Below are 19,392 nucleotides of genomic sequence, written 5' to 3' on the forward strand. Positions count from 1 at the left end.
ATATATTTCGATATTATTCAGACGGATTCGATTTCCATCGGCTCCATATGAAGTAAAGACACCCTTAGGGGTGTCTTTTGCTTTAGTCCAAACTCTTCCAGTCTCTCTTATATACTCGGCTCTCTTTTTGCCCAGCTATAGTTTTTTTCAGCCAACCCAGTTAAATGAACCGAGCCTCTGACGCATGAAGCCCTATATGAGAAAAGATAGCTCAGCCCTCTTCCCCCAAATCACCCTATTGATGGTAACTTGAATTTTGCGTAGTACTAGAATCTAATTTATAATAATAGACTGATCTAAACTGCTTTAGGAGGAAACAATGGAATTTATCAAAAATCATCTAGACGGATATGGCATAAGTGAACAAATGATTGGGTATCTCTCAAATTTGATCATGGTTGTTTTTATAGCTGTGGTCTCCATAATGGTTAATTTTATAGCCAAAAAAATCGTATTAAAGACAATTATTCATATCATCAATAACAATAGTTATACGTGGGACAATGTCATTTTGGAGAAGAAAGTATTCCATAAGCTGTCGCATCTCATGCCAGCAATCATTATCTATTATTCGGCATCTATCTTCCCATCTTACCAATCTATAATTGAAAAATTTGCTTTAACGTATATGATTATCGTAACTATCATGGTGTTTGATGCATTGCTCAATGCCCTTGATGCGATATATCGTTCGTTCGAGGTTTCCAAGATTAGACCCATTAAGGGATACATTCAGGTAGGAAAAATCGTTCTATTCATCATCGGTGGTATCGTGGTGATCTCGAACCTCATCGGTCAGAATCCTTTAATTATTCTCAGTGGTCTTGGTGCCTTATCGGCTGTTCTAATGCTAATCTTTAAAGATTCCATATTAGGCCTTGTTGCAGGTGTTCAATTATCATCGAATGATATGGTGCGTGTCGGTGACTGGATTGAAATGCCTAAATACAATGCGGATGGTGATGTGATCGACATTACATTAAACACAGTAAAGGTTATGAATTTCGATAAGACAATCACGATGATTCCGAGCTACGCTCTTATCTCGGACTCATTCAGGAATTGGAGAGGTATGCAAGCATCTGGTGGCAGAAGAATTAAGCGAAGCATTTATATCGATACGAGCAGCATAAGCTTTTGTTCCCAAGAGCTGATTGATGAATTTATGAAGATTCAATACCTTACCGATTATGTCACGACAAGACTGAATGAAATTAACACGTACAACCTGGAACATCAGATTAATACAGATAGTATGGTCAACGGTAGACAACTTACGAATGTGGGTGTATTCAGAGAATATATCCATCAATATTTGAGAAATCATCCGAAAATTCATAAGGATATGACACTGATAGTCAGACAGTTAGCACCGGGAGATAACGGTCTGCCATTGGAAATTTATGCTTTCAGTAATGATATTAACTGGGGAGTATATGAATCGGTTCAAGCGGATATCTTCGACCACATTTTTGCGGTTATGCCGACATTTGGACTTCGTGCTTTCCAAAATCCAACCGGCCATGATATCGTCCATCTAAAAGAGAGCGCGCAATTTTCTCGGGAATATTGAGATGGAGCGGAGATAAACTGAGTGATTGTAAGGAGAGCGAATCCCCTTGGTCTCCAACATTATGAACACCATCCTTATGAGGATGGTGTATTTTGTATTTGCTAGCAATGCAATCACTGTATTTTCAGCTAACTTTCAGTTCAATATAAGCTTTGTTTAAGAATAGAAATGTAAACTAATCGTGTATAAAATCTATCGAAAGGAAGTGATATAGTATGCTGAAGCGTACAATGTCTCTTATGCTTGTCTTCATCTTGACAATGACTAGTGTAGTGGGGGTTGCTTCTGCTAGTACAACTACGAAGGAAACGGTTATTAATCTTTCGGATTCAGCAGTAACCGTTGATGGACAGAAGGCGTCAACGAGTTCATCGGCCGCTGTATATACGGGAGCTAGCATTGTGTATTATGAGGACGGACATGACAGTAGCTATGGAGAAGGTACAGATTCAGATACACACAGTGCGGAGGAAGCAGCTAAGCATACAGTTGTGACCATTACAAAACCGGGCGTTTATCGTGTAACAGGCAAGTTATCTAAAGGACAGCTTGCAATTGATCTTGGGAAGGATGCGGCTTCTGACCCTACAGCGGTAGTAACACTTATTCTAGATGGAGCAGATATTACGAGTACAGTTGCTCCGGCAGTTATTTTCTACAATGTATATGAGCCGTACTCCAATACAGAGGACACCAAAGGAATTGTCGATCTTAGTCATGCAGGTGCACAGGTTATTTTAGCAGATGGCTCTGTAAACACTGTAAATGGCTCTTATGTCGCACGAATTTATAAAGAGGGCACAACGAAAAAACTGCATAAGTATGATGGAGCCTTCTATTCTAAAATGTCCATGAACATTTCTGGAGAAGCTAAAGGAACAGGAGAGCTACATATTACTGCTGCTAACGAAGGGCTCGATTCTGAGCTGCATTTGGCTCTCAATGGTGGAAAGGTTTATATTCAATCCCAGGATGATGGAATCAATACGAATGAGGATGGAATATCGGTTACAAGTATCAATGGTGGATATCTTTATGTGAATGCAGGTCTAGGAGCAGAAGGTGATGGGATTGACTCCAATGGCTACTTAACGATTAACGGAGGAACTATTGTTACTATGGCTAACGACCGTAGTCCTGACGGCGGTATCGATGCAGATAAGGATATTACCATTAATGGTGGTACGGTGCTTGCACTAGGAACGCGTAATGATGCGACCTCTTCTACATCCAAGCAACCGTTTATGGAGTTTTCTTTTGCTACGACACAAGCGAAGGGAAGTATAATTTCATTAAAAGATTCGGCAGGAAATGAATTACTAAGCCATACTGCGGAAAAGAACTTTCAAAGCGTAACCTTCTCATCGGCTGACCTTAAGCTCAATACTGAATATCATCTGTACATTAATGGAGTTCAGCAACAATATACAGGAAATTCATTTGGTATGATGGGTGGCGGAGGCTTTGGTGGTAATCGTCCTAGTGGTGACAACGGCCAAGCTGCTCCTCCAACAGGAGAGCGTCCTACTACTGGAGAAAAACCAGAAGGTACACCTCCATCAATTCCTGATGGGATGCAAGGAAAACCAGAAGGTGGCTTTAATCCAGACGGACAAAACACAACAGTAAGCGGTGAAGGTTCTACAGTATTTAAAATAACCGACTCTATTCATAGCTTTTCAGGTATTTCCGAGGCAACTGATAATAGCGGTAAAACAAAAGTTACCTTTACCGTCAATGACGGAGCCGGCATTCAAAGTGTAGCTTCTGGTAAAAGTGTTGTATTGAAGGGAGTTACAGCAAGTGCAAATGTTCCTGAAAGTGATATTCAGCTAACAGTAACGGACGTACCTTCTGAGAACTATTCTGAAACGTATCTTCTTTCTGAGTTAAAGGATGATTACTCTAAGATTATGCCTAAGGAGGATGGGCAATACCGTCTTACCATTGCGGTTGTGTCTTCTAACGAAACCTACACAGGGGTATCACAATGGCAATTTTCAATCGGTATGCTACCCTTCACGGATGTGAAGTCAGACGATGCGTCTTATAATGCCATTAAGACTTTGTATGAAAAAGGAATTATGATTGGAACGAGCTCTACTCAATTTTCACCAAATTCACCAGTAACACGTGCAACTGCGATTACAACTCTTGGTAGACTTCTTAATATAAAGCAGACTGAATCCAACGCCTTCAATGATGTTGTGAAAAATAGCTGGTATAGTGGGTATGTTGGTTGGGCAGTTGAAAATGGACTTGTTATTGGCGATGGAAAAGGAAATTTCATGCCCAATGCTAACCTGACTGCTGAGCAGATGAAAGCTGTTATATCGAGATATGTGGAACTTAATGGATTAAATATTGCGGTAGACGAGCTTTTTCCAAATACTCTTACGGGTACAATGACTCGCGCAGATCTTGCGTCTATATTAAGCAAGCTGCTGTAGATATGAGTAATAAAAAAGACACCCTTTCAGGTGTCTTTTTTATTTTTTCATCTTGAAAAGAAAATATTGCTGACGAGTCTAATGAAAGTTCCCGGTTTCATTTTCCGTGAATTTGCCATTGCTGTCATGCTGAGCTTGTTTGCGGCGATCATTACGGGCTTGTTGCTGCTGTTGGGCTTCCAGGCTGTTTACGGGAGTGGCTTCCAATTCTTTTACGGTGTTGATCAGATTCTTGTCTGGTTGATTTGCACTCAATTGAAAATTCCTCCTTGATTACCTAATGGTTGTGAATTTTATTATGTGCTGGCTACTGTGTGGCTATTCGTAATGTATTTTCATTCTATATGCCATTATTTTGGATGTTATTTTACTGTAATGTCTTGAAAATCAAACCCAGCTTGTCTAAGTTATCTCCACCACGACCTAAGAAACCTGCGATATAGCTACCTGAAGGAGCAGACAAAGTGTAAGAGGTTCCGCTTTTTGTCCCTGCGGCTACTTTGCGGTTTTGATTTGTTGTCAATTCAAGATAGAATATCCGATCGCTGCCTTTATAGCTGTTTTTGTACACCACAGCGCTTGTGATAAACTGCCCGCTGTTAAGTGTGAGCGTTGCTGCTGTACCGCCTGTGCCGCCATTCACTAGCGTGGTTCCATCGGCGTATTGCATAGCTATGGAATCTAGACGGCTTGCTCCTTTTAAGGTTACGGAGGTTGGACTGCTTGTGGATACGGCTTTACTTCAAGCCTTCTATATACATAGACTGAGTAGTATGATTTGCTAATATGTATTAAGAGTACTAATTAGAGGAGGAATCCAGTGGATAAATACAACATCCATAGCGACTTTGAACCCTACGCGAAGACAAAACTCCCTTTAAATCCTTTGATATTGCCAATTTTGAATAAACTCATAGCGAGAAGTGCGAGAAAATTCAACTCTACTGAAGGCGTGAATGTAACGAAAGAAGTTATTTCAGGCTATAAAGACGGAAGCGTTGAGCTGACGATAATTGAACCTGATGGTATTCCAAAGAATGCTCCTTGCCTTATTTACATTCATGGAGGAGCATTTGTCCTAAAAGCAGCACCTGCTCATATCCATTGGGTCTGTGAGTATGCTTCAAAAACACCTTGCATAGTGGTATTTGTGGATTATAGACTAGCCCCGAAATACGCTTTTCCATTTGGTGTCGAGGATTGTTATGCAGCATTCGAGTGGGTCTGCAATCATGCGGACGCCTTAGGCATTGATAAGAGTAGAATAGCAATTGGGGGAGATAGCGCGGGTGGCGCACTTGCTGCTGCAGTGACTTTAATGGCACGCGATAGGCAAGCTCCTCTTATTTGTTATCAAATGCTACTTTATCCAGTAACAGATGCAAGACAGACTACGGAATCCATTAAAGAGTTTACAGACACACCACTGTGGAACTCCAAACTTAATAAGAAAATGTGGGAATTGTATCTCAAGAATGGAGTAGCCGCTAGCAAGAGAGAATATGCATCTCCTATGGAAGCAACATCATTAAAAGGCTTGCCTGACGCCTATGTTGAAATTACAGAGTTTGATTGTTTGCGGGACGAAGGAATTCATTACGCAGAGGCTTTACAAAAAAGTGGGGTTCAGGTTGAATTGTATCACACCAAGGGAACCGTTCATGGGTATGATATAGCTGAAAAAAGTGAAATTGTGCAGCAGAGTGTAACACGAAGAATTGAGGCTTTACGAGGAGCTTTCAAGTAGAAAAAATGAATCAAGCCGTGGGCATCTTTTCGATGATCCACGCGTTTGATTCTTTTTTATTTTATCATCCATAAAATGTAAAAATGTCATAATAATTTGATGACTGCTGTCACTATTTATCTTAATTTAAAAGCATTACAATAAAGGATGGTCCTAAAGCTTAGCTATTGCTAGAGTTGAGGCTTACTCAATCCTAAAAGAATTAACTATTTACACTGGAGGCAGCTCTTGAAGATGAACCCACAACTGTTACGAGATTTCCCGTTCTTCGAACATCTTGATGATGAATATTTAGCTGAAATTGCCAAGCTATGTAGTGAGCGTACTTATATAAAAGGAGAGTCCATCTTTTTTGAAGGTGAAGAGGGAGAGGAACTCTATCTGGTGATCTCAGGAGTTGTTCAAATCTATCAAGATAACCACTCTAGGGATGTGATCCTTTCTATTTTTAGAGAAGGTGACTTCTTTGGAGAGATGGCTTTGCTGCAAAATGAAAGAACACGCTCTGCTTCTGCAAGGACCATTGAGAAGTCCACCTTATGTATTCTGAAAAAACGCGATTTCATTCCCCTATTAAAAAGTAACCCAGAAATACTAATCGGCATTTTGGAAACAGCCTTAGATCGTCTACGTGATGCCAATAAATTAATAACAGACTTGACTGTTATTGACGTGCGTACGCGCATTGCTCGCGTGTTGTTGCGTCTAACAGAACAGCATGGCGTGCCCAGTGATGAAGGTGTTCTAATCGATTTGAAGCTAACGCATCAACACCTGGCAGATATGACAGGAACGGCGCGAGAGACCGTGACAAAATCATTGCTTGGATTACAGGATGAGCAGTTGATACGTATTGATCAGAGAAAGATACTCGTGTGTAACATAGATAGACTTAGAAATATACTTGACGTAATTTAAATTTGGATATTTGAAAATTGTAATTGGGGTTACAGAACATTAATCAACCTAAATGATATAACAGTATTAACAAAGAACACGAACGACTATTAATAAATGAAAAGAGGAACTGGAATGAGTGTTAAAAAATTGGTTTTATCTATGTCAGGTACTTTTGTACTGGGAATCATTGTAGGCGGGGTCTTGTTATATAACGATTCGGTCTATAACTCCGTTAAGGATGCCCTGAATGGAAATGCCACGCAAAATTCGGTAGGCAGCGTTAATGGAGTGGGTGGTGTGACACAGGTTAATATTCAGGGTATGGATCTTGAAACAGCATTGATGGCTGTACAGTCTAATCGTGCAAGTATGTTAGAAAATCAGTTGAAAGACCAAATCGAATCCGTACAAGCCAAGAATGAAACAATCTCAAAACTGAATCAATTGTTGGGAATTATCAATGAAGAGCTAGGGAAGCTTCCTTCAGGTACTGAGGCCAACGCTGCTGTGAATCTGGCAGATGACAAGGGTGCCATGTTTACTGCCATGAGTATGGCTATACCGCAAACAAAAGGCGAGCTTGAGAGTCTGTTGGGACAAATCAAGTCACAGATTGATAGTGCAAGTAATAGTCAGCAAATGGACATGCTGCGCCTGCAAAGTTTATCCAATAAGCGGAACGAAGCTTTCGATGTAATGACGAATTTTGTTAAAAAAATGGAAGATTCAAGAAATAGTATTATAGGAAATATGCGGTGATGAATTAAAACTATGATACCTAGTGCTGCAGTCGATTTTCTACGTGATCATCCGTTATTACGAGGTATTCCTGATGATGAGCTACGAAATGTAATTAACGCTATAAAACTTATGTCTTTAGAGGATGGACAACGACTTCTTATGGAAGAGTCCACCTCTAAGGACTGTTTCATTATATGGCAAGGGAAAGTGCAAGTCACCTCGGTGAACTTAGTTGGAAAGGCGCTGCTCTTAGCTGAACTTGGACCGGGAGAGTTAGTAGGAGAGATCGGTCTTATTCGGAACGTACAAAGATCAGCTAGTGTTACGGCAATCGGACCAGTAAAGGCGTTGCGTCTGGACCGTTCCTCGTTTGAATATTTGGCCAGCCTGAGTCCGCTATTTTATGAGAGTGTGCTTGTGAACATACGGATTCGAATGATCCATAGTATGCTTCGCAAAGCGACAATCTGGTCGGTCATACCTGATGCTGAACTTCGGGGTCTTGCAGAGATTACAACGATTAAGAAAGTAACGAAGGGCGAAGAGATTATCGCGGAAGGTACGGATGTTGATCAATTTCTCATGATTAGCAGCGGAAGCATCGAGCTTTGCAGCCGAAAGCGGCGTAAGACTATTCTTCGAGAAGGGGATTTTTATGGAGAGACAGAGTTACTAACGGACACGGTTTCCTCGCACACGTTGATCGCGGTAGAAGATAGTGAATTACTGATCATGGGTAAGTTAGAATTCTTAACTATACTTGACTATTATGCTCCGGTTCGTCAACAACTCATAGAGGTTCTAAATATACGAACACCCCATATGTTGGAGAAAGTTACTATCGCCTTCGGCGGGGAGTCTATTGTAGAGGATAATAAATCGCTACCTAAGGCCAAAGACAAGTGGATGGAGCAATTACTCTGGCTGGTAGGTGGATTCCTTGTCTTATCCTTCTTGGCACTATTCCTTCATAGCCAATGGTGGAAGATCGCCGCTTTAATTGTTGGAGGTGTTGTGGGTCCTGTAGCATTCGTAGCTTTTATGAGAAGTCAGCAGTTAATAGGCTTTCGCCAGAGGAGGCTTGGTTTAGTTTTTGTGTCCACGGCGATTGTTGCTATCCCTCTGGCTTGGTATTTAGAGCGGATTTGGCTTTTTGAAGTAAAAGCAAATTCCTCCGACTTTTCGCAGCTTTACGTACCGTTGTCTGTAGCTCTAATTGAAGAAACTGCAAAATTATTAGTCTGTGTGATGCTCGTTCGGACGCGAAAAATCCATTTTCTGATGGATGCAGTGGTGTTTGGTGCCGCAGCAGGAATGGGATTTGCTGCAGTGGAAAGTATTATTTATGGATGGGTACATATTGATGATGCCTCTTCACTTGGAATGCTCGCCGTTCTATGGATGAGAGCATTATTATCTCCCTTCGGTCATGGAACATGGACTGCGATCGCAACTGTGGGTATCTGGTATGCAAGCAGCATGCATAAGAACTCGAGCTTGGGTGACAGTAAGCCGTGGACGAAAGGGCGACGTGCAATGGAGATGTTTTTGGCAGCAGTCGTGATGCATGCATTATGGAATTATCACTTTGAATCGGGTCTGATGAAGGCGGGTGCTATGGCCTTAGTCGGGTTTGTGGGTCTCTATTTATTGTTCTCACTCATTCGTAGGGGAAGAAGAGAGGAGTTCCATGCATTGAATATGTTAAATCCAACCACGCATGAGGCGATAAGGCATGACGATCAAGTGAAGCCTAAGACGCAGGAGCTTTTTTGTGAAGGCTGCGGGTCAATGTCTCCTCAAGGTACTCGCTACTGTGCACGCTGTGGCCAGGCATTAAGGGTGAAATGATAATTAACTTTGACGTAGAGCTACAAGCTCCGTTCCTAGTGGAACGGAGCTTGTTTGCGTGCTCATTTAGAAACATGTAAAGGATTGGATGGACTCCAAGCTCAATCCTGTATACACCCAGAACCTTCCGTTCCACTGAAATCCAGCAACCGAGGTACGTCCTACGAAAACCGGGTAAAACCAGAATTGATTTCTATTGACAAGCCAAATGTACGTATTCCGAAACAAACAGCCAGCAATTGCTCCCGGGTCGACAGCAAGGGGCGAAACCGCAGATTGCTGAGGGATGAATTCTGGGGGAGGTGAGCTGGGTGCTGTGAGTCCTGGTTGCCCGGGGCCTGGCTGTCCCGCCTGTCCCGGTTGCCCTGGGAATCCTGGGAAACTTGGAGGTGGTAAAAATGACATAATCTTGTCACTCCTTAATGGATGGGCTAAAACATTGTATGTAGAAGCGGAGAAAAGTGAATGGGCGTTTCGAAGATTCTTTACTATGTTTCGCGGGGGATGAAATGTTTTCTGGATTATGTGTTAAACGAGAAGACAGCTCATTGCAAGAATGAACAGTGGCTTACAATGCCATGTGGATATTATTCCCTTTATAAATTAAGCGCATGAATAACCCATGGAGGTTATAATAGACACAAAGAAGAACCGATGCTTACTAACCAACAGTACAATAGACCCCGTATCTTACGATGGGTGGGGTCTATTTTTTTTGGCGTAAGGCTGTTATGAAAGCTGTGTAGTCGGTATTATTGAAAGGTGATTTAAATGCTGAAAGCTTATGGTTGGCTCACTTTTTGTGTAGTCGTATGGGGTAGCAACTTTGTGTTTGGAAAGATCTTAGTTCAGGACTTCTCCCCCGGTCTGTTAACATCACTGAGACTTTTATTTATAGTGTTATGTCTAGTTGGAATAACAGCTTACAAAAAGAGTTTTAAGCTGGTGGGTAAATCGGATGTCCTACTAATTTTATCTTTAGGTGTTATTGGTGTGTTTATTAATCAATGGTCCTTTTTTAAAGGGCTGCAAACGGCTGATCCAACGACATCTGCAATTATTTTAGCTATGACTCCTATTTTAACGGGCTTGTTAGCCGCTGTTTTTTTAAAAGAAAAATTAACGATTCGTATGCTCATAGGGTCCATTCTAGCGATCATAGGCATTTATTTTGTCGTTGTAAAAGGTGGATCATCCTCGTTACATTTTGACAAAGGACTACTGTGGATTGTTGTGACGATGATAACATTCGCAATTATGATTATTATGACTAGGGTACTCTCGCAAAGAATAGATCCACTCACGATTACTTTATATTCAAATCTGGTGGGTTTTATATTATCGATCCCTTTTGCCTTCTCGCTAGATACACCTATACGAATGAGCTCGAATATTACGGATTGGGCTCTGCTGATTGGAACCGCCATTGTTGTACATGGCATAGCCACTCTGATTTGGAATAACAATATTCGACATGTTAATGCTTCAAAAGCGTCTGTATTATCTAATTTAGAGCCTTTTGTAGCCATGATTATGGGATTAATATTACTGTACAAACCCATCACAGGTGTGGAAGTGTTAGGGTCATTGTTCATTCTGACAGGAGTTATGTTATCTACGTATCAACGAAAAAGTGCGATATTAAACCCGGTGGAATAGCCTGAGGGGGAGAGACTCGGAGACTCATTAATTCTCCGGGTTACAGCCCTTATTTTCACCAATTTATTCATATACTTGTGAATTAGTATCTTAATAGACTTAGATATGTTATAATAAATTTATTGAAGTAGCGTCCTAATAAATACACATAGTGTAGAGGGTTGTTCTTGAATTAATAACCTTGTACCATATGTGTATTTTTTATTTTTAGAGATAAGAATGTCATGTAAATTAAAATTAGGTGGTAATTAGTATGGAAACAGGCACAGTGAAATGGTTTAACGCAGAAAAAGGATTTGGATTTATCGAAGTTGAGGGCGGTAGTGATGTATTCGTACATTTCAGCGCAATCACTGGAGACGGTTTTAAATCTTTGGACGAAGGTCAACGTGTTGAATTTAATATCGTACAAGGCAATCGCGGAGCACAAGCTGAGAATGTCGTAAAACTCTAATATAGAGCTCGAAGCCCCAAACAATATGTTTGGGGCTTTTTTATTTTTTTTCAGGGGATAAAGAACGGGCTGATATCCTGAATCTTTTGATGTTCTGAAGTTAATCAAGCAAATAAAACCATTTTATGGTATGTTTTTTGGTGATTGATGTTATAACTTGGGAGCTGTATAAGGATGATAGGGAATACGACAGACAAAGAACGGACGATATTCGATCATGCTGGAAATACGATCAAGACAGAAGACAGAGAAATTCGAATTCTTGCCAAGTATGAAGAGCCGCTGGTTGTCCTGTTAGGAAACGTGCTTAGCGATGAGGAATGTAATGAGTTAATTGAGTATTCTAGAGAACGATTGCAACGTTCGAAAATAGGCGAAGACCATGCGGTCAATCCAATTAGAACGAGCAGCGGTGTGTTCTGTGAGGAGAATGAGACGGTTACAAGAATCGAGAAACGATTCTCACAAATTATGAATATCCCTATCGAGCACGGTGATGGCTTGCAAGTCCTTTTGTATATCCCTGGTCAAGAGTATCTACCCCATCATGATTTCTTCGCACAAACGAGTCGAGCAAGTAGCAATAATCGAATTAGTACGCTCGTGATGTATTTGAATGATGTGGAGGAAGGTGGAGAAACAGATTTCCCTATGCTTAATTTATCTGTGAGCCCTAACAAAGGTATGGCGGTCTACTTCGAATATTTTTATGATAATCATGAATTAAACGAGTCCACCTTACATGCAGGTATGCCAGTAATCAAAGGTGAAAAGTGGGTTGCAACGATGTGGATGAGAAGACAAGTCCTTCGCTCATCCTAGATGTAAGGTATTGTATTTTTTGATCTCACTTACTACAGTCAAATATATCTTCCAGAGAAGACACCCTAAAGGGTGTCTTTTTATATTAAAGTAAGTAATTTTATTGATAATTTCTATAGATTGGAGGGAGGCTAAGGGGGATCGGAGTATTGATTGGAGGATTTACTAGTCACTATGTTATAATATTTATTCACTATTTCAAATAGGGTGAATCTAACATTATGAGAGAGTTTCATAGTAATCATCACAAGTTGTTTATTATTGGTGGGGGCGCTGCAGGGTTAATGGCTGCCATTACTGCGAGTGACTTTGGTATTGATGCAGCTATATTGGAGGGCAACGACCGGATTGGCAAAAAGATATTAACGACAGGAAACGGTCGCTGTAATATTACGAATAATTCTACAACGATGGAGCCGGAGGAGACGATTGCTTTATTATATAAGTATCACAGTACTCAGCCTGACTTTCCATTGTCTGCGCTGCAGCAATTTGGTATCCAACAAACCATCGACTTTTTTAGAATGCTCGGACTTCCGCTAACAAGCTTGGAGGATGGTCGGATGTATCCGATGTCACTGCAGGCTGGCTCTGTGTTGGATATTTTCCAGCTTGCGATGAAGGACCGGAATGTGCCTGTGTATTTTAATCATAAAGTGTTGGATGTTACTGTGTCGATAGATCATCCACGTTTTAGGATTGTTTGCCAGACAGAGTCGGAGGAGCAGGTTGTATTAACCAGTGATTATCTTTTTCTATGTACAGGCGGTCTTACCGCTCCGAAAACGGGAACGGACGGTTCCGGGTACACCCTGGCTCAACGTTTAGGGCACACGCTTATTGAGCCTTTGCCGGCCATTGTTCAATTGAAGCTGGATTATCCGCATCTAAAGGCATTGTCAGGTGTCAAATTCGAGGGAATGGCTCATATCATGGTGGACGGTCAAACGATCCGCAGCGAATATGGCGAGATTCTTTTCACCGACTATGGTATCTCCGGTCCAGCCATTCTCCAGCTTAGTCGAGTTGCTTCTTATAACTTAGCTGAAGAGAAGCCTGTGGTGATATCGGTCGAATTAATGCCGGACCGCAGTGGCGAAGAAGTAATTGATTTTCTGGAAATGCACTGGGGTACATTCGGGCACCGGACTGTTGCGGAATCCTTTATCGGCATTATCAACAAGAAGCTAATTCCTGTATTAATGAAGGAAGCAGGCATCAATCAGCAGCCTAACCTGCTTTGTCAGGATTTATCGTGGAATACGAAAAAAATAATTTATCGAATCATGAAGAATTGGGAATTCACAGTCATAGGTACCAATAACTTTACTTTCGCCCAAACTACAGCCGGAGGCATCGACACAATGGACATCAACCAAGAAACGATGGAATCCAGGCTTGTTCCCGGGCTCTATTTTGCGGGTGAGGTGATGGATGTGGATGGAGACTGTGGTGGATACAACCTGCAGTGGGCTTGGAGTTCAGGTTATGCTGCAGCAAAAGGGCTTGCTGATCATATAGCAACTAATTCTGAATGATACGAAGAGAAAAGACACCTTAAAGGGTGTCTTTTTTCGTTTAACTGCAATGTCTACTCCACCAAAACACCATTAATGAACGTCATAGTTTTATCTTTGAATTCAAGGATAAACTTGTTTGGGAAATCCAGATCGGTTTGAATCTCCGTCCCCAACATAACTTTTTTACCTACATCATCAAAGGGATTGTGAATCAAGCCCCTAGGGGTATACCTAGTTTCGGAACCAATCACATTATTATTTTCATCGCGGATAAATTTAGTTTTTCCTGAGAACACCAAGTCTTTACCATTTTCCAAAGTTAGATGAACCTCCAGATGAGTCTTTGTCTTCTGATAATCGATGGTCACATCTTTAGAGGATACAGGGAAACCAATTACAAAAAGTCCAATAAGAGCAGCAGCCAGTAGGATTACCGTTAAAATGGAAAAGGCGAGCGTCTTTATATTTTTTGATTTGACCTTTTTAAAATAATTAAGTTTGTTAACTTCTTCTTTATCAACAATAGGCACAATTAGATCTGCTGTTGCGGTCATTTCGTTATAGGACTGAAGGCAGCTTTCACAGGTTTGCAGATGCTTTTCAATCTCTTCGTTGCTATGTACAGAGGTTAGCTTTTCAATATAGGAGGGCAATAAATCCTGAATGATCTCGCATTTCATGAAGATCTTCCTTTCATCAATTTTTGTTTTCCGCGGTAAAAGGTAACTCTTGCCCAAGTCTCATCCCTTCCGAGAATTTCACCAATTTCCCGAAAGCTGAATTCTCCGGTCAAACGCAGATACAATACTTCCTTGGTATTGGGATCAAGTAAATGAAGTTGTTTAAATAACTCCATTTTATCTTGAGCTAAAATGAATTGAGTTTCTGTTGAATTTTCGTTTGAAAAAGCAGGGTCTTCTAATTCTTGAGTCTTCCTTTTGTTCTGCTTGTCCAGCTCCTGATACCACACATGCTTAGCAATCTGACAAAGCCATACGTATACTTTGCAGGTTCCATCATATTTGTGTATGGACTTTATAGCTCTATAAAAGGTTTCTTGGGTGATTTCTTCTGCCAGTAAATGATTATGACAAAAACTGAAAACGAATTTATATACTTGGGTTGAATATTCCCTGTATAATTCCCCATTGTCCTGCATCCGTTCACCTCCTCAAGTTATATATCCGTAAAATGCTATAAACGTTACAGCCTTATATAAACTTTTGAAATTAAAATCTTTGGAAGAAACATCATCATAAAGGATTTTGCAGGCAATGTCAGGATTTAAGTTGATAAAAAACAGAAAAAACGGACATCATTGATGTCCGTTTGTCCGTTTGTTTCTTCTATTTTCCACTTGGCAACAATTTATTCAATAAGATCGCAGCCAATGAAGCCGCTAGGATAGGTGAGCCCAGCAAATATTGCACGAATGAAGGTAAGGAATGCAAGTAATCGCTAGGAATGAGTACCAAAGCTAACGTTATAATCATCGGTATTGCGATAATGTACATTTCTTTTTCGCCAATCGTTACGTTCTTCATCACCTGCACACCGTTAATCGCGATAATCCCGCAGACGATAGCGAAGACGCCGCCGATTACAGCGGATGGAATTGAAGAGATCAGAGCAGCTAATTTACCAGAACAACCGAAGAGGACAAACCATCCTCCTACAGCAAGAAAGACCCGGCGGGAGGCAACACCCGTGATGGAGATAATGCCTGCATTGGTTGAATAGCCTGTAACAGGTGTTGATCCGAGAGCAGAAGCAATAAGACAGCCAATTCCTTCACCGATAACACCTTTGTTAATATGCTCGTCTGTTAAAGGTTTATTGATTACGTTGCTGACAGCAAACCAGGTACCAGTTGTTTCAGCAAGCAGTACGAGATAAATAATGACCATGGTGATAATAGCAGAAAAGTTGAAAGAAAATCCGAAATCCACAAAAGCGATCCGCGGCATACTAAACCAATTCGCTTGGCTAATCGCTGAGAAGTCTAACACACCCATCATATTAGCAGCAACACATCCAACTACTAACGCCATCATGACGGAAATAATTCGGAAGATCGTTCCTTTATTGCGGAACATAGAACCTAGAATTACAAATAAAAGGAGTGTACCCGCTGAAATAAGGGCTAATAATACATTCTGGTTGATGGAAGCGCCTGAGGCTCCATAGATATTGTCTCTTATAGCAACTGGTAGTAAAGAAAGACCAACTATGAATATGATCGTACCACCTACAATAGGTGGGATAAAGTTTTTAACGATTTTATTAAAGATACCGACATAGCCCAGAATAATAACCAGGATCGCACCGATTAAACTGGCACCTAACACGGAACTCCAACCTAACTCTCCGCCACCACTTGCTGCATAAATACTGACGATCGCACCAAGTGGAACATAAGAAGGCCCTTGAGCGATCGGAAGCTTCATACAGAAATAAGTCTGCACAATCGTTGCAAGTCCAGCAGCAATAAAGGTGGATTGAATCAACGCGCTTGACTGATTGGGTTGTAAGCCGATTAACATTGCAACTAGGAAAGGAACCACATAAACGTCCATTGCCAATACATGTTGGAAGCCTAGGATGATGGATTTACTGAATGAAACCTTTTCATCGGGTAGAACGGTTAATAGTTGTGACTTTAATGGTGCTTGATCTTGCACGTTTGCTTGTGTTTCCACTCAGATGCCCACCTTATATTTTCTAGTTTTATCGATCCTTAACGTGAATGAACCTTGTTACCCTGTACCCAGACTTCACGGATATTCTCAGGTCGAGCTAGATACATCATTTTTTGAAACACGTCGTGTAAATCTTCATTCCCATCAAAGATAGGCAATCTAGCCGATGGTATTTTCGTATCGATAATTTGAACATCCCATGTATAGCCTTCTAGTATCCGACCGATAGGTAAGCTTAAACTTTTACCACCGCCAGCGGTAGCAAGATAGAAAGATTCATCAATCTTAATCCGAGATCCTAGTAAACCACGCTCTTGTGCAGGAAGAGAAGGATTAACGCCATCCTCTAGCATTCGTGAAGACATTACAGCTTGTCTTATGTTATCGAAGAGACTAGGTGAAAAACCACCGGAAATATCAGACCCTAAACCAATCTCCACACCCTTGGAATGAAAGTGAGCGATAGGGATGACACTATTGGCAAAATAAGCGTTTGATATTGGACAATGCGCAATAGCTGTTCCTGTCTCCGCAAATAAATCTACATCGTCTTCATCTAAAAAATTGCAATGTGCCATGACAGATTTATCACGGAGCAGACCGAAATCATGCAAGGCAAAAGCATCGTTCTTCTGGAATCGTTCTTGTACATAACCGTGCGCCCAATCACTTTCACTACAATGCGATTGAATATGAGTATCGTATTTTGCGGCTAAGTCCCCTAAACCTTGCAAAGCCTCATTTGTGCAGCTTGGGATGAACCTAGGTGTCACTACTGGATAAACGCCTTGCTTAGTAGATTTGGCTAGTTCTTTTACCGCTAGAATAAATTCTTCTGTATCTTTAAGTGCGGTGTCGGTGTCAGTGTCGCGATAGTTTTCTGGATTCCCTTGAGGATCGTCCATTACCACTTTTCCAACGAGTCCCCGCTGTCCTTTTTCTGCACAGATTTGGGCTAATAATAAGCTGGCTTCTTTATGCACCGTTGCAAAATAAAGAGCTGTAGTGGTTCCGTTCGCGAGTAGAGTATCAACCACGTCATCGTAGATCTTTTTTGCAAAATCCAGGTCTGAAAATTTAGACTCCAATGGGAAGGTGTACGTATTTAACCAATCATAGAGTGGAATGTCTAACGCAGTACCGGATTGAGCCCACTGCGGGGCATGAACATGCAAGTCGATAAAGCCAGGCAAAAAATACTGACCTTCAGCTAATCGATGGAAGTTATCTTGATCTTGATAAGAATCTAGTAAAAGTTGATAGTCGGGTTCCTCTGGCGAAACGATCTTTTCTATCATCCCATCTGTATTAATGCAGTAGAGGTGGTCTTTTAAAATTTGAATTTCCTTCGGTGATTTGCTTGAAAATGAAGTACCTAGGAATATTTGCATATATTCTGTCATAATTTCCGCCTTAATGTTCGTCTTTTGGTGTTCGTTTGTTATTATAATCCGTAAAAAATGATAAGTCTATGCCTAAAGTCGAACAAAGACGAGCGTTGAATACTGAATTATGTTCTAATTAGATCGAAACATATGAATTCACGTTATCTTTGCGTAAAATGTATGCGGTTACTTACTTATGCTATAATACTTATAGATTAATAAGGTTAAGCGCTTGAGAAAAATGGGTTAGGGAGTGTTACTGAAATGAGAAGATATAACTTTTGGCGTCCGATCATGCTAATTATTGTCGCCCTGCTTACGAGAAGCTTGGTTACTAACGTATGTATTTTGTTTGGTCTTCAGACTGATGTAGCGAGTAGTATAGGTACGCTGGGCATGGTTATCGCCGGTTTAGTGATGTATAATCGCATGAACATCCGCCGCCGAAAATAACGAACAGATTCCAACAATCCGATCCATCCGGTTGATTAATAAGTCATGAGTGCAATCGTATAAACTGCTTAGTTATTATGTTATAGTAAAGAGTGAAATAAACATGTATTAACCTTAAAAGGAGTACTTCATGACACAGTTTGTCTACAAGCAAATTATTGATGATCTAAAAATGAAAATCTTTGCTGGGCAGTTTCCTGATATGAAATTACCGGATGAACGGAGTCTCAGTGAGACTTATCAAGTGAGTCGGAGTTCCATTAAAAGTGCTCTGACTAAAATGGCGAATGCCGGCATTATTTTTAAAAAACGTGGTTCAGGAACCTTTATTAACCCGTTATACATAAAAAATGAATCTATTTTTAATTACGAAGGCTCTAATTTAGGGGTCACCGACAATTTTCATATGCATGGCAAGAAACCTAAAATCAAAGTATTGAAATTTGAGGTTATCCCACCAACAGAAGAGTTACAGCGGGATTTGTTTTTAGGGCCTCATGACTTTGTTTACAAAATCGTTCGACTTCGTCTCTTTGAAGATGAACCCTTTATGATTGAAACAGGGTATATCCCCATAAAAATCGTACAAAATTTGAATCAGACGATTATCGAAGGATCTATTTTTAATTATTTGGAGGACTCGCGCAATTTAGCGGTTACCAAATCTTTTTTATCCATATCTGCAGAGCCATCGGATTCCAATGATCAAGAACTGCTGAATTTAGAGAAGAATGAGCCTGTTAGCATTATGGAGGGGATTTTCTTCTTGGATAATGGCACGCCTTTTGAATTTTCGCACATGCGATTCCACTACAAATTCTTAAAATTTAATACCTTTGTATCGGTTGACTAAAAGTAAGACTGGGGAATTTTTCTCGGTCTTATTTTTTTTGTTTTGAACAAAATAGAGTTAAGTCCTCCAGCATGATCTCTTCGAAAATAGTTCCTATATTTTTACAAATATTAAAATATACAAGCTTTTTTACAGTGAATTTACTCCGTTTTTCATACTATGTTCATATTTTCACATAATTGGACCGTATCATTTGTTTAAAAGGTTGAATTAATTTTGCGCGGCGGTATGATGTATTTGTGGAAGTAATACGGTACTGAAAAAAACATAAAAAATTTTGGGGAG

18 protein-coding genes and 1 pseudogene are annotated in these 19,392 nt (G+C 40.5%); 12 read left to right on the plus strand and 7 right to left on the minus strand.

Annotated features, from left to right (window positions below; genetic code table 11):
• The first annotated feature begins 319 nt into the window (after positions 1-319).
• A complete protein-coding gene (locus tag ACN6MV_RS01110) occupies positions 320-1,573 on the plus strand; it encodes a mechanosensitive ion channel family protein (RefSeq protein WP_042123344.1) in 1,254 nt (417 codons plus the stop codon).
• 215 nt (positions 1,574-1,788) lie between these two features.
• Positions 1,789-4,023 carry a carbohydrate-binding domain-containing protein gene (locus ACN6MV_RS01115; protein WP_419885542.1) on the plus strand — a complete coding sequence of 745 codons (2,235 nt, stop codon included), beginning with the start codon at positions 1,789-1,791 and terminating at the stop codon, positions 4,021-4,023.
• 78 nt (positions 4,024-4,101) lie between these two features.
• Here ACN6MV_RS01115 and ACN6MV_RS01120 read toward each other — a convergent pair whose 3' ends face one another.
• Positions 4,102-4,278, minus strand: coding sequence for a hypothetical protein (locus ACN6MV_RS01120; RefSeq protein WP_170880194.1), 177 nt, complete (start codon positions 4,276-4,278; stop codon positions 4,102-4,104).
• A gap of 112 nt (positions 4,279-4,390) precedes the next feature.
• Positions 4,391-4,726 (minus strand): annotated as a pseudogene (locus ACN6MV_RS01125) (jacalin-like lectin); the annotation flags it as partial.
• A 117-nt stretch (positions 4,727-4,843) separates the two neighbouring features.
• Between ACN6MV_RS01125 and ACN6MV_RS01130 the strand changes: the two are divergent.
• The 4 genes from ACN6MV_RS01130 to ACN6MV_RS01145 all read left to right on the plus strand — a co-directional run bounded on the left by ACN6MV_RS01130 (position 4,844) and on the right by ACN6MV_RS01145 (position 9,262).
• A complete protein-coding gene (locus ACN6MV_RS01130) occupies positions 4,844-5,770 on the plus strand; it encodes an alpha/beta hydrolase (protein ID WP_042123350.1) in 927 nt (308 codons plus the stop codon).
• 234 nt (positions 5,771-6,004) lie between these two features.
• The gene (locus tag ACN6MV_RS01135) at positions 6,005-6,688 is read left to right on the plus strand and encodes a Crp/Fnr family transcriptional regulator (protein ID WP_042123352.1); all 684 of its coding nucleotides are present in this window, start codon (positions 6,005-6,007) and stop codon (positions 6,686-6,688) included.
• 114 nt (positions 6,689-6,802) lie between these two features.
• Positions 6,803-7,429 carry a hypothetical protein gene (locus ACN6MV_RS01140; protein ID WP_042123355.1) on the plus strand — a complete coding sequence of 209 codons (627 nt, stop codon included), beginning with the start codon at positions 6,803-6,805 and terminating at the stop codon, positions 7,427-7,429.
• A 12-nt stretch (positions 7,430-7,441) separates the two neighbouring features.
• Positions 7,442-9,262, plus strand: coding sequence for a cyclic nucleotide-binding domain-containing protein (locus ACN6MV_RS01145; RefSeq protein WP_419885543.1), 1,821 nt, complete (start codon positions 7,442-7,444; stop codon positions 9,260-9,262).
• Positions 9,263-9,328: 66 nt separating this feature from the next.
• Here ACN6MV_RS01145 and ACN6MV_RS01150 read toward each other — a convergent pair whose 3' ends face one another.
• Positions 9,329-9,667, minus strand: a complete 339-nt coding sequence (locus ACN6MV_RS01150) for a hypothetical protein (RefSeq protein ID WP_042123357.1) — start codon at positions 9,665-9,667, stop codon at positions 9,329-9,331.
• Positions 9,668-10,033: 366 nt separating this feature from the next.
• Here ACN6MV_RS01150 and ACN6MV_RS01155 point away from each other — a divergent pair, with 366 nt between their 5' ends.
• The 4 genes from ACN6MV_RS01155 (at position 10,034) to ACN6MV_RS01170 (ending at position 13,735) form a co-directional block, all read left to right on the plus strand.
• Positions 10,034-10,921 carry a DMT family transporter gene (locus ACN6MV_RS01155; protein ID WP_419885544.1) on the plus strand — a complete coding sequence of 296 codons (888 nt, stop codon included), beginning with the start codon at positions 10,034-10,036 and terminating at the stop codon, positions 10,919-10,921.
• Between the two features lie 253 nt (positions 10,922-11,174).
• Positions 11,175-11,375, plus strand: a complete 201-nt coding sequence (locus ACN6MV_RS01160; protein ID WP_042123360.1) for a cold-shock protein — start codon at positions 11,175-11,177, stop codon at positions 11,373-11,375.
• Between the two features lie 174 nt (positions 11,376-11,549).
• Positions 11,550-12,197, plus strand: coding sequence for a 2OG-Fe(II) oxygenase (locus tag ACN6MV_RS01165; protein ID WP_076116370.1), 648 nt, complete (start codon positions 11,550-11,552; stop codon positions 12,195-12,197).
• 221 nt (positions 12,198-12,418) lie between these two features.
• Positions 12,419-13,735, plus strand: a complete 1,317-nt coding sequence (locus ACN6MV_RS01170) for an NAD(P)/FAD-dependent oxidoreductase (RefSeq protein WP_419885545.1) — start codon at positions 12,419-12,421, stop codon at positions 13,733-13,735.
• Positions 13,736-13,788: 53 nt separating this feature from the next.
• On the opposite strand, the gene ACN6MV_RS01175 is transcribed toward ACN6MV_RS01170, so the two are convergent.
• The 4 genes from ACN6MV_RS01175 to guaD all read right to left on the minus strand — a co-directional run bounded on the left by ACN6MV_RS01175 (position 13,789) and on the right by guaD (position 17,819).
• A complete protein-coding gene (locus tag ACN6MV_RS01175; protein WP_419885546.1) occupies positions 13,789-14,397 on the minus strand; it encodes a zf-HC2 domain-containing protein in 609 nt (202 codons plus the stop codon).
• Complete coding sequence (locus ACN6MV_RS01180; RefSeq protein ID WP_042123368.1) at positions 14,394-14,876, minus strand: RNA polymerase sigma factor; 483 nt, start codon at positions 14,874-14,876, stop codon at positions 14,394-14,396. Before ACN6MV_RS01180 ends, ACN6MV_RS01175 begins: the two co-directional genes overlap by 4 nt.
• A gap of 187 nt (positions 14,877-15,063) precedes the next feature.
• On the minus strand, positions 15,064-16,416 hold the full coding sequence (locus ACN6MV_RS01185; protein WP_419885547.1) for a uracil-xanthine permease family protein: 1,353 nt from the start codon (positions 16,414-16,416) through the stop codon (positions 15,064-15,066).
• A 38-nt stretch (positions 16,417-16,454) separates the two neighbouring features.
• Complete coding sequence (guaD, locus tag ACN6MV_RS01190) at positions 16,455-17,819, minus strand: guanine deaminase (protein ID WP_042123372.1); 1,365 nt, start codon at positions 17,817-17,819, stop codon at positions 16,455-16,457.
• A 246-nt stretch (positions 17,820-18,065) separates the two neighbouring features.
• On the opposite strand from guaD, the gene ACN6MV_RS01195 reads away from it, so the two are divergent.
• Together ACN6MV_RS01195 and ACN6MV_RS01200 are read left to right on the plus strand one after the other, a co-directional pair.
• The gene (locus ACN6MV_RS01195) at positions 18,066-18,254 is read left to right on the plus strand and encodes a hypothetical protein (RefSeq protein ID WP_042123373.1); all 189 of its coding nucleotides are present in this window, start codon (positions 18,066-18,068) and stop codon (positions 18,252-18,254) included.
• A 130-nt stretch (positions 18,255-18,384) separates the two neighbouring features.
• A complete protein-coding gene (locus tag ACN6MV_RS01200; RefSeq protein WP_042123374.1) occupies positions 18,385-19,107 on the plus strand; it encodes a GntR family transcriptional regulator in 723 nt (240 codons plus the stop codon).
• Positions 19,108-19,392 lie beyond the last annotated feature (285 nt).

This window comes from Paenibacillus sp. B-A-8 (genome assembly GCF_048572915.1).
In the GTDB taxonomy this organism is placed as follows: Bacteria; Bacillota; Bacilli; order Paenibacillales; family Paenibacillaceae; genus Paenibacillus_AQ.

Coding starts and splice junctions, on each gene's coding strand:
- ACN6MV_RS01195 (WP_042123373.1), top strand. CDS start 18,066: ATGAGAAGATATAACTTTTGGCGTCCGATCATGCTAATTATTGTCGCC.
- ACN6MV_RS01140 (WP_042123355.1), top strand. CDS start 6,803: ATGAGTGTTAAAAAATTGGTTTTATCTATGTCAGGTACTTTTGTACTG.
- ACN6MV_RS01175 (WP_419885546.1), bottom strand. CDS start 14,397: ATGAAATGCGAGATCATTCAGGATTTATTGCCCTCCTATATTGAAAAG.
- ACN6MV_RS01135 (WP_042123352.1), top strand. CDS start 6,005: ATGAACCCACAACTGTTACGAGATTTCCCGTTCTTCGAACATCTTGAT.
- ACN6MV_RS01200 (WP_042123374.1), top strand. CDS start 18,385: ATGACACAGTTTGTCTACAAGCAAATTATTGATGATCTAAAAATGAAA.
- ACN6MV_RS01170 (WP_419885545.1), top strand. CDS start 12,419: ATGAGAGAGTTTCATAGTAATCATCACAAGTTGTTTATTATTGGTGGG.
- ACN6MV_RS01110 (WP_042123344.1), top strand. CDS start 320: ATGGAATTTATCAAAAATCATCTAGACGGATATGGCATAAGTGAACAA.
- ACN6MV_RS01115 (WP_419885542.1), top strand. CDS start 1,789: ATGCTGAAGCGTACAATGTCTCTTATGCTTGTCTTCATCTTGACAATG.
- ACN6MV_RS01155 (WP_419885544.1), top strand. CDS start 10,034: ATGCTGAAAGCTTATGGTTGGCTCACTTTTTGTGTAGTCGTATGGGGT.
- ACN6MV_RS01180 (WP_042123368.1), bottom strand. CDS start 14,876: ATGCAGGACAATGGGGAATTATACAGGGAATATTCAACCCAAGTATAT.
- ACN6MV_RS01150 (WP_042123357.1), bottom strand. CDS start 9,667: ATGTCATTTTTACCACCTCCAAGTTTCCCAGGATTCCCAGGGCAACCG.
- ACN6MV_RS01165 (WP_076116370.1), top strand. CDS start 11,550: ATGATAGGGAATACGACAGACAAAGAACGGACGATATTCGATCATGCT.
- guaD (WP_042123372.1), bottom strand. CDS start 17,819: ATGACAGAATATATGCAAATATTCCTAGGTACTTCATTTTCAAGCAAA.
- ACN6MV_RS01160 (WP_042123360.1), top strand. CDS start 11,175: ATGGAAACAGGCACAGTGAAATGGTTTAACGCAGAAAAAGGATTTGGA.
- ACN6MV_RS01145 (WP_419885543.1), top strand. CDS start 7,442: ATGATACCTAGTGCTGCAGTCGATTTTCTACGTGATCATCCGTTATTA.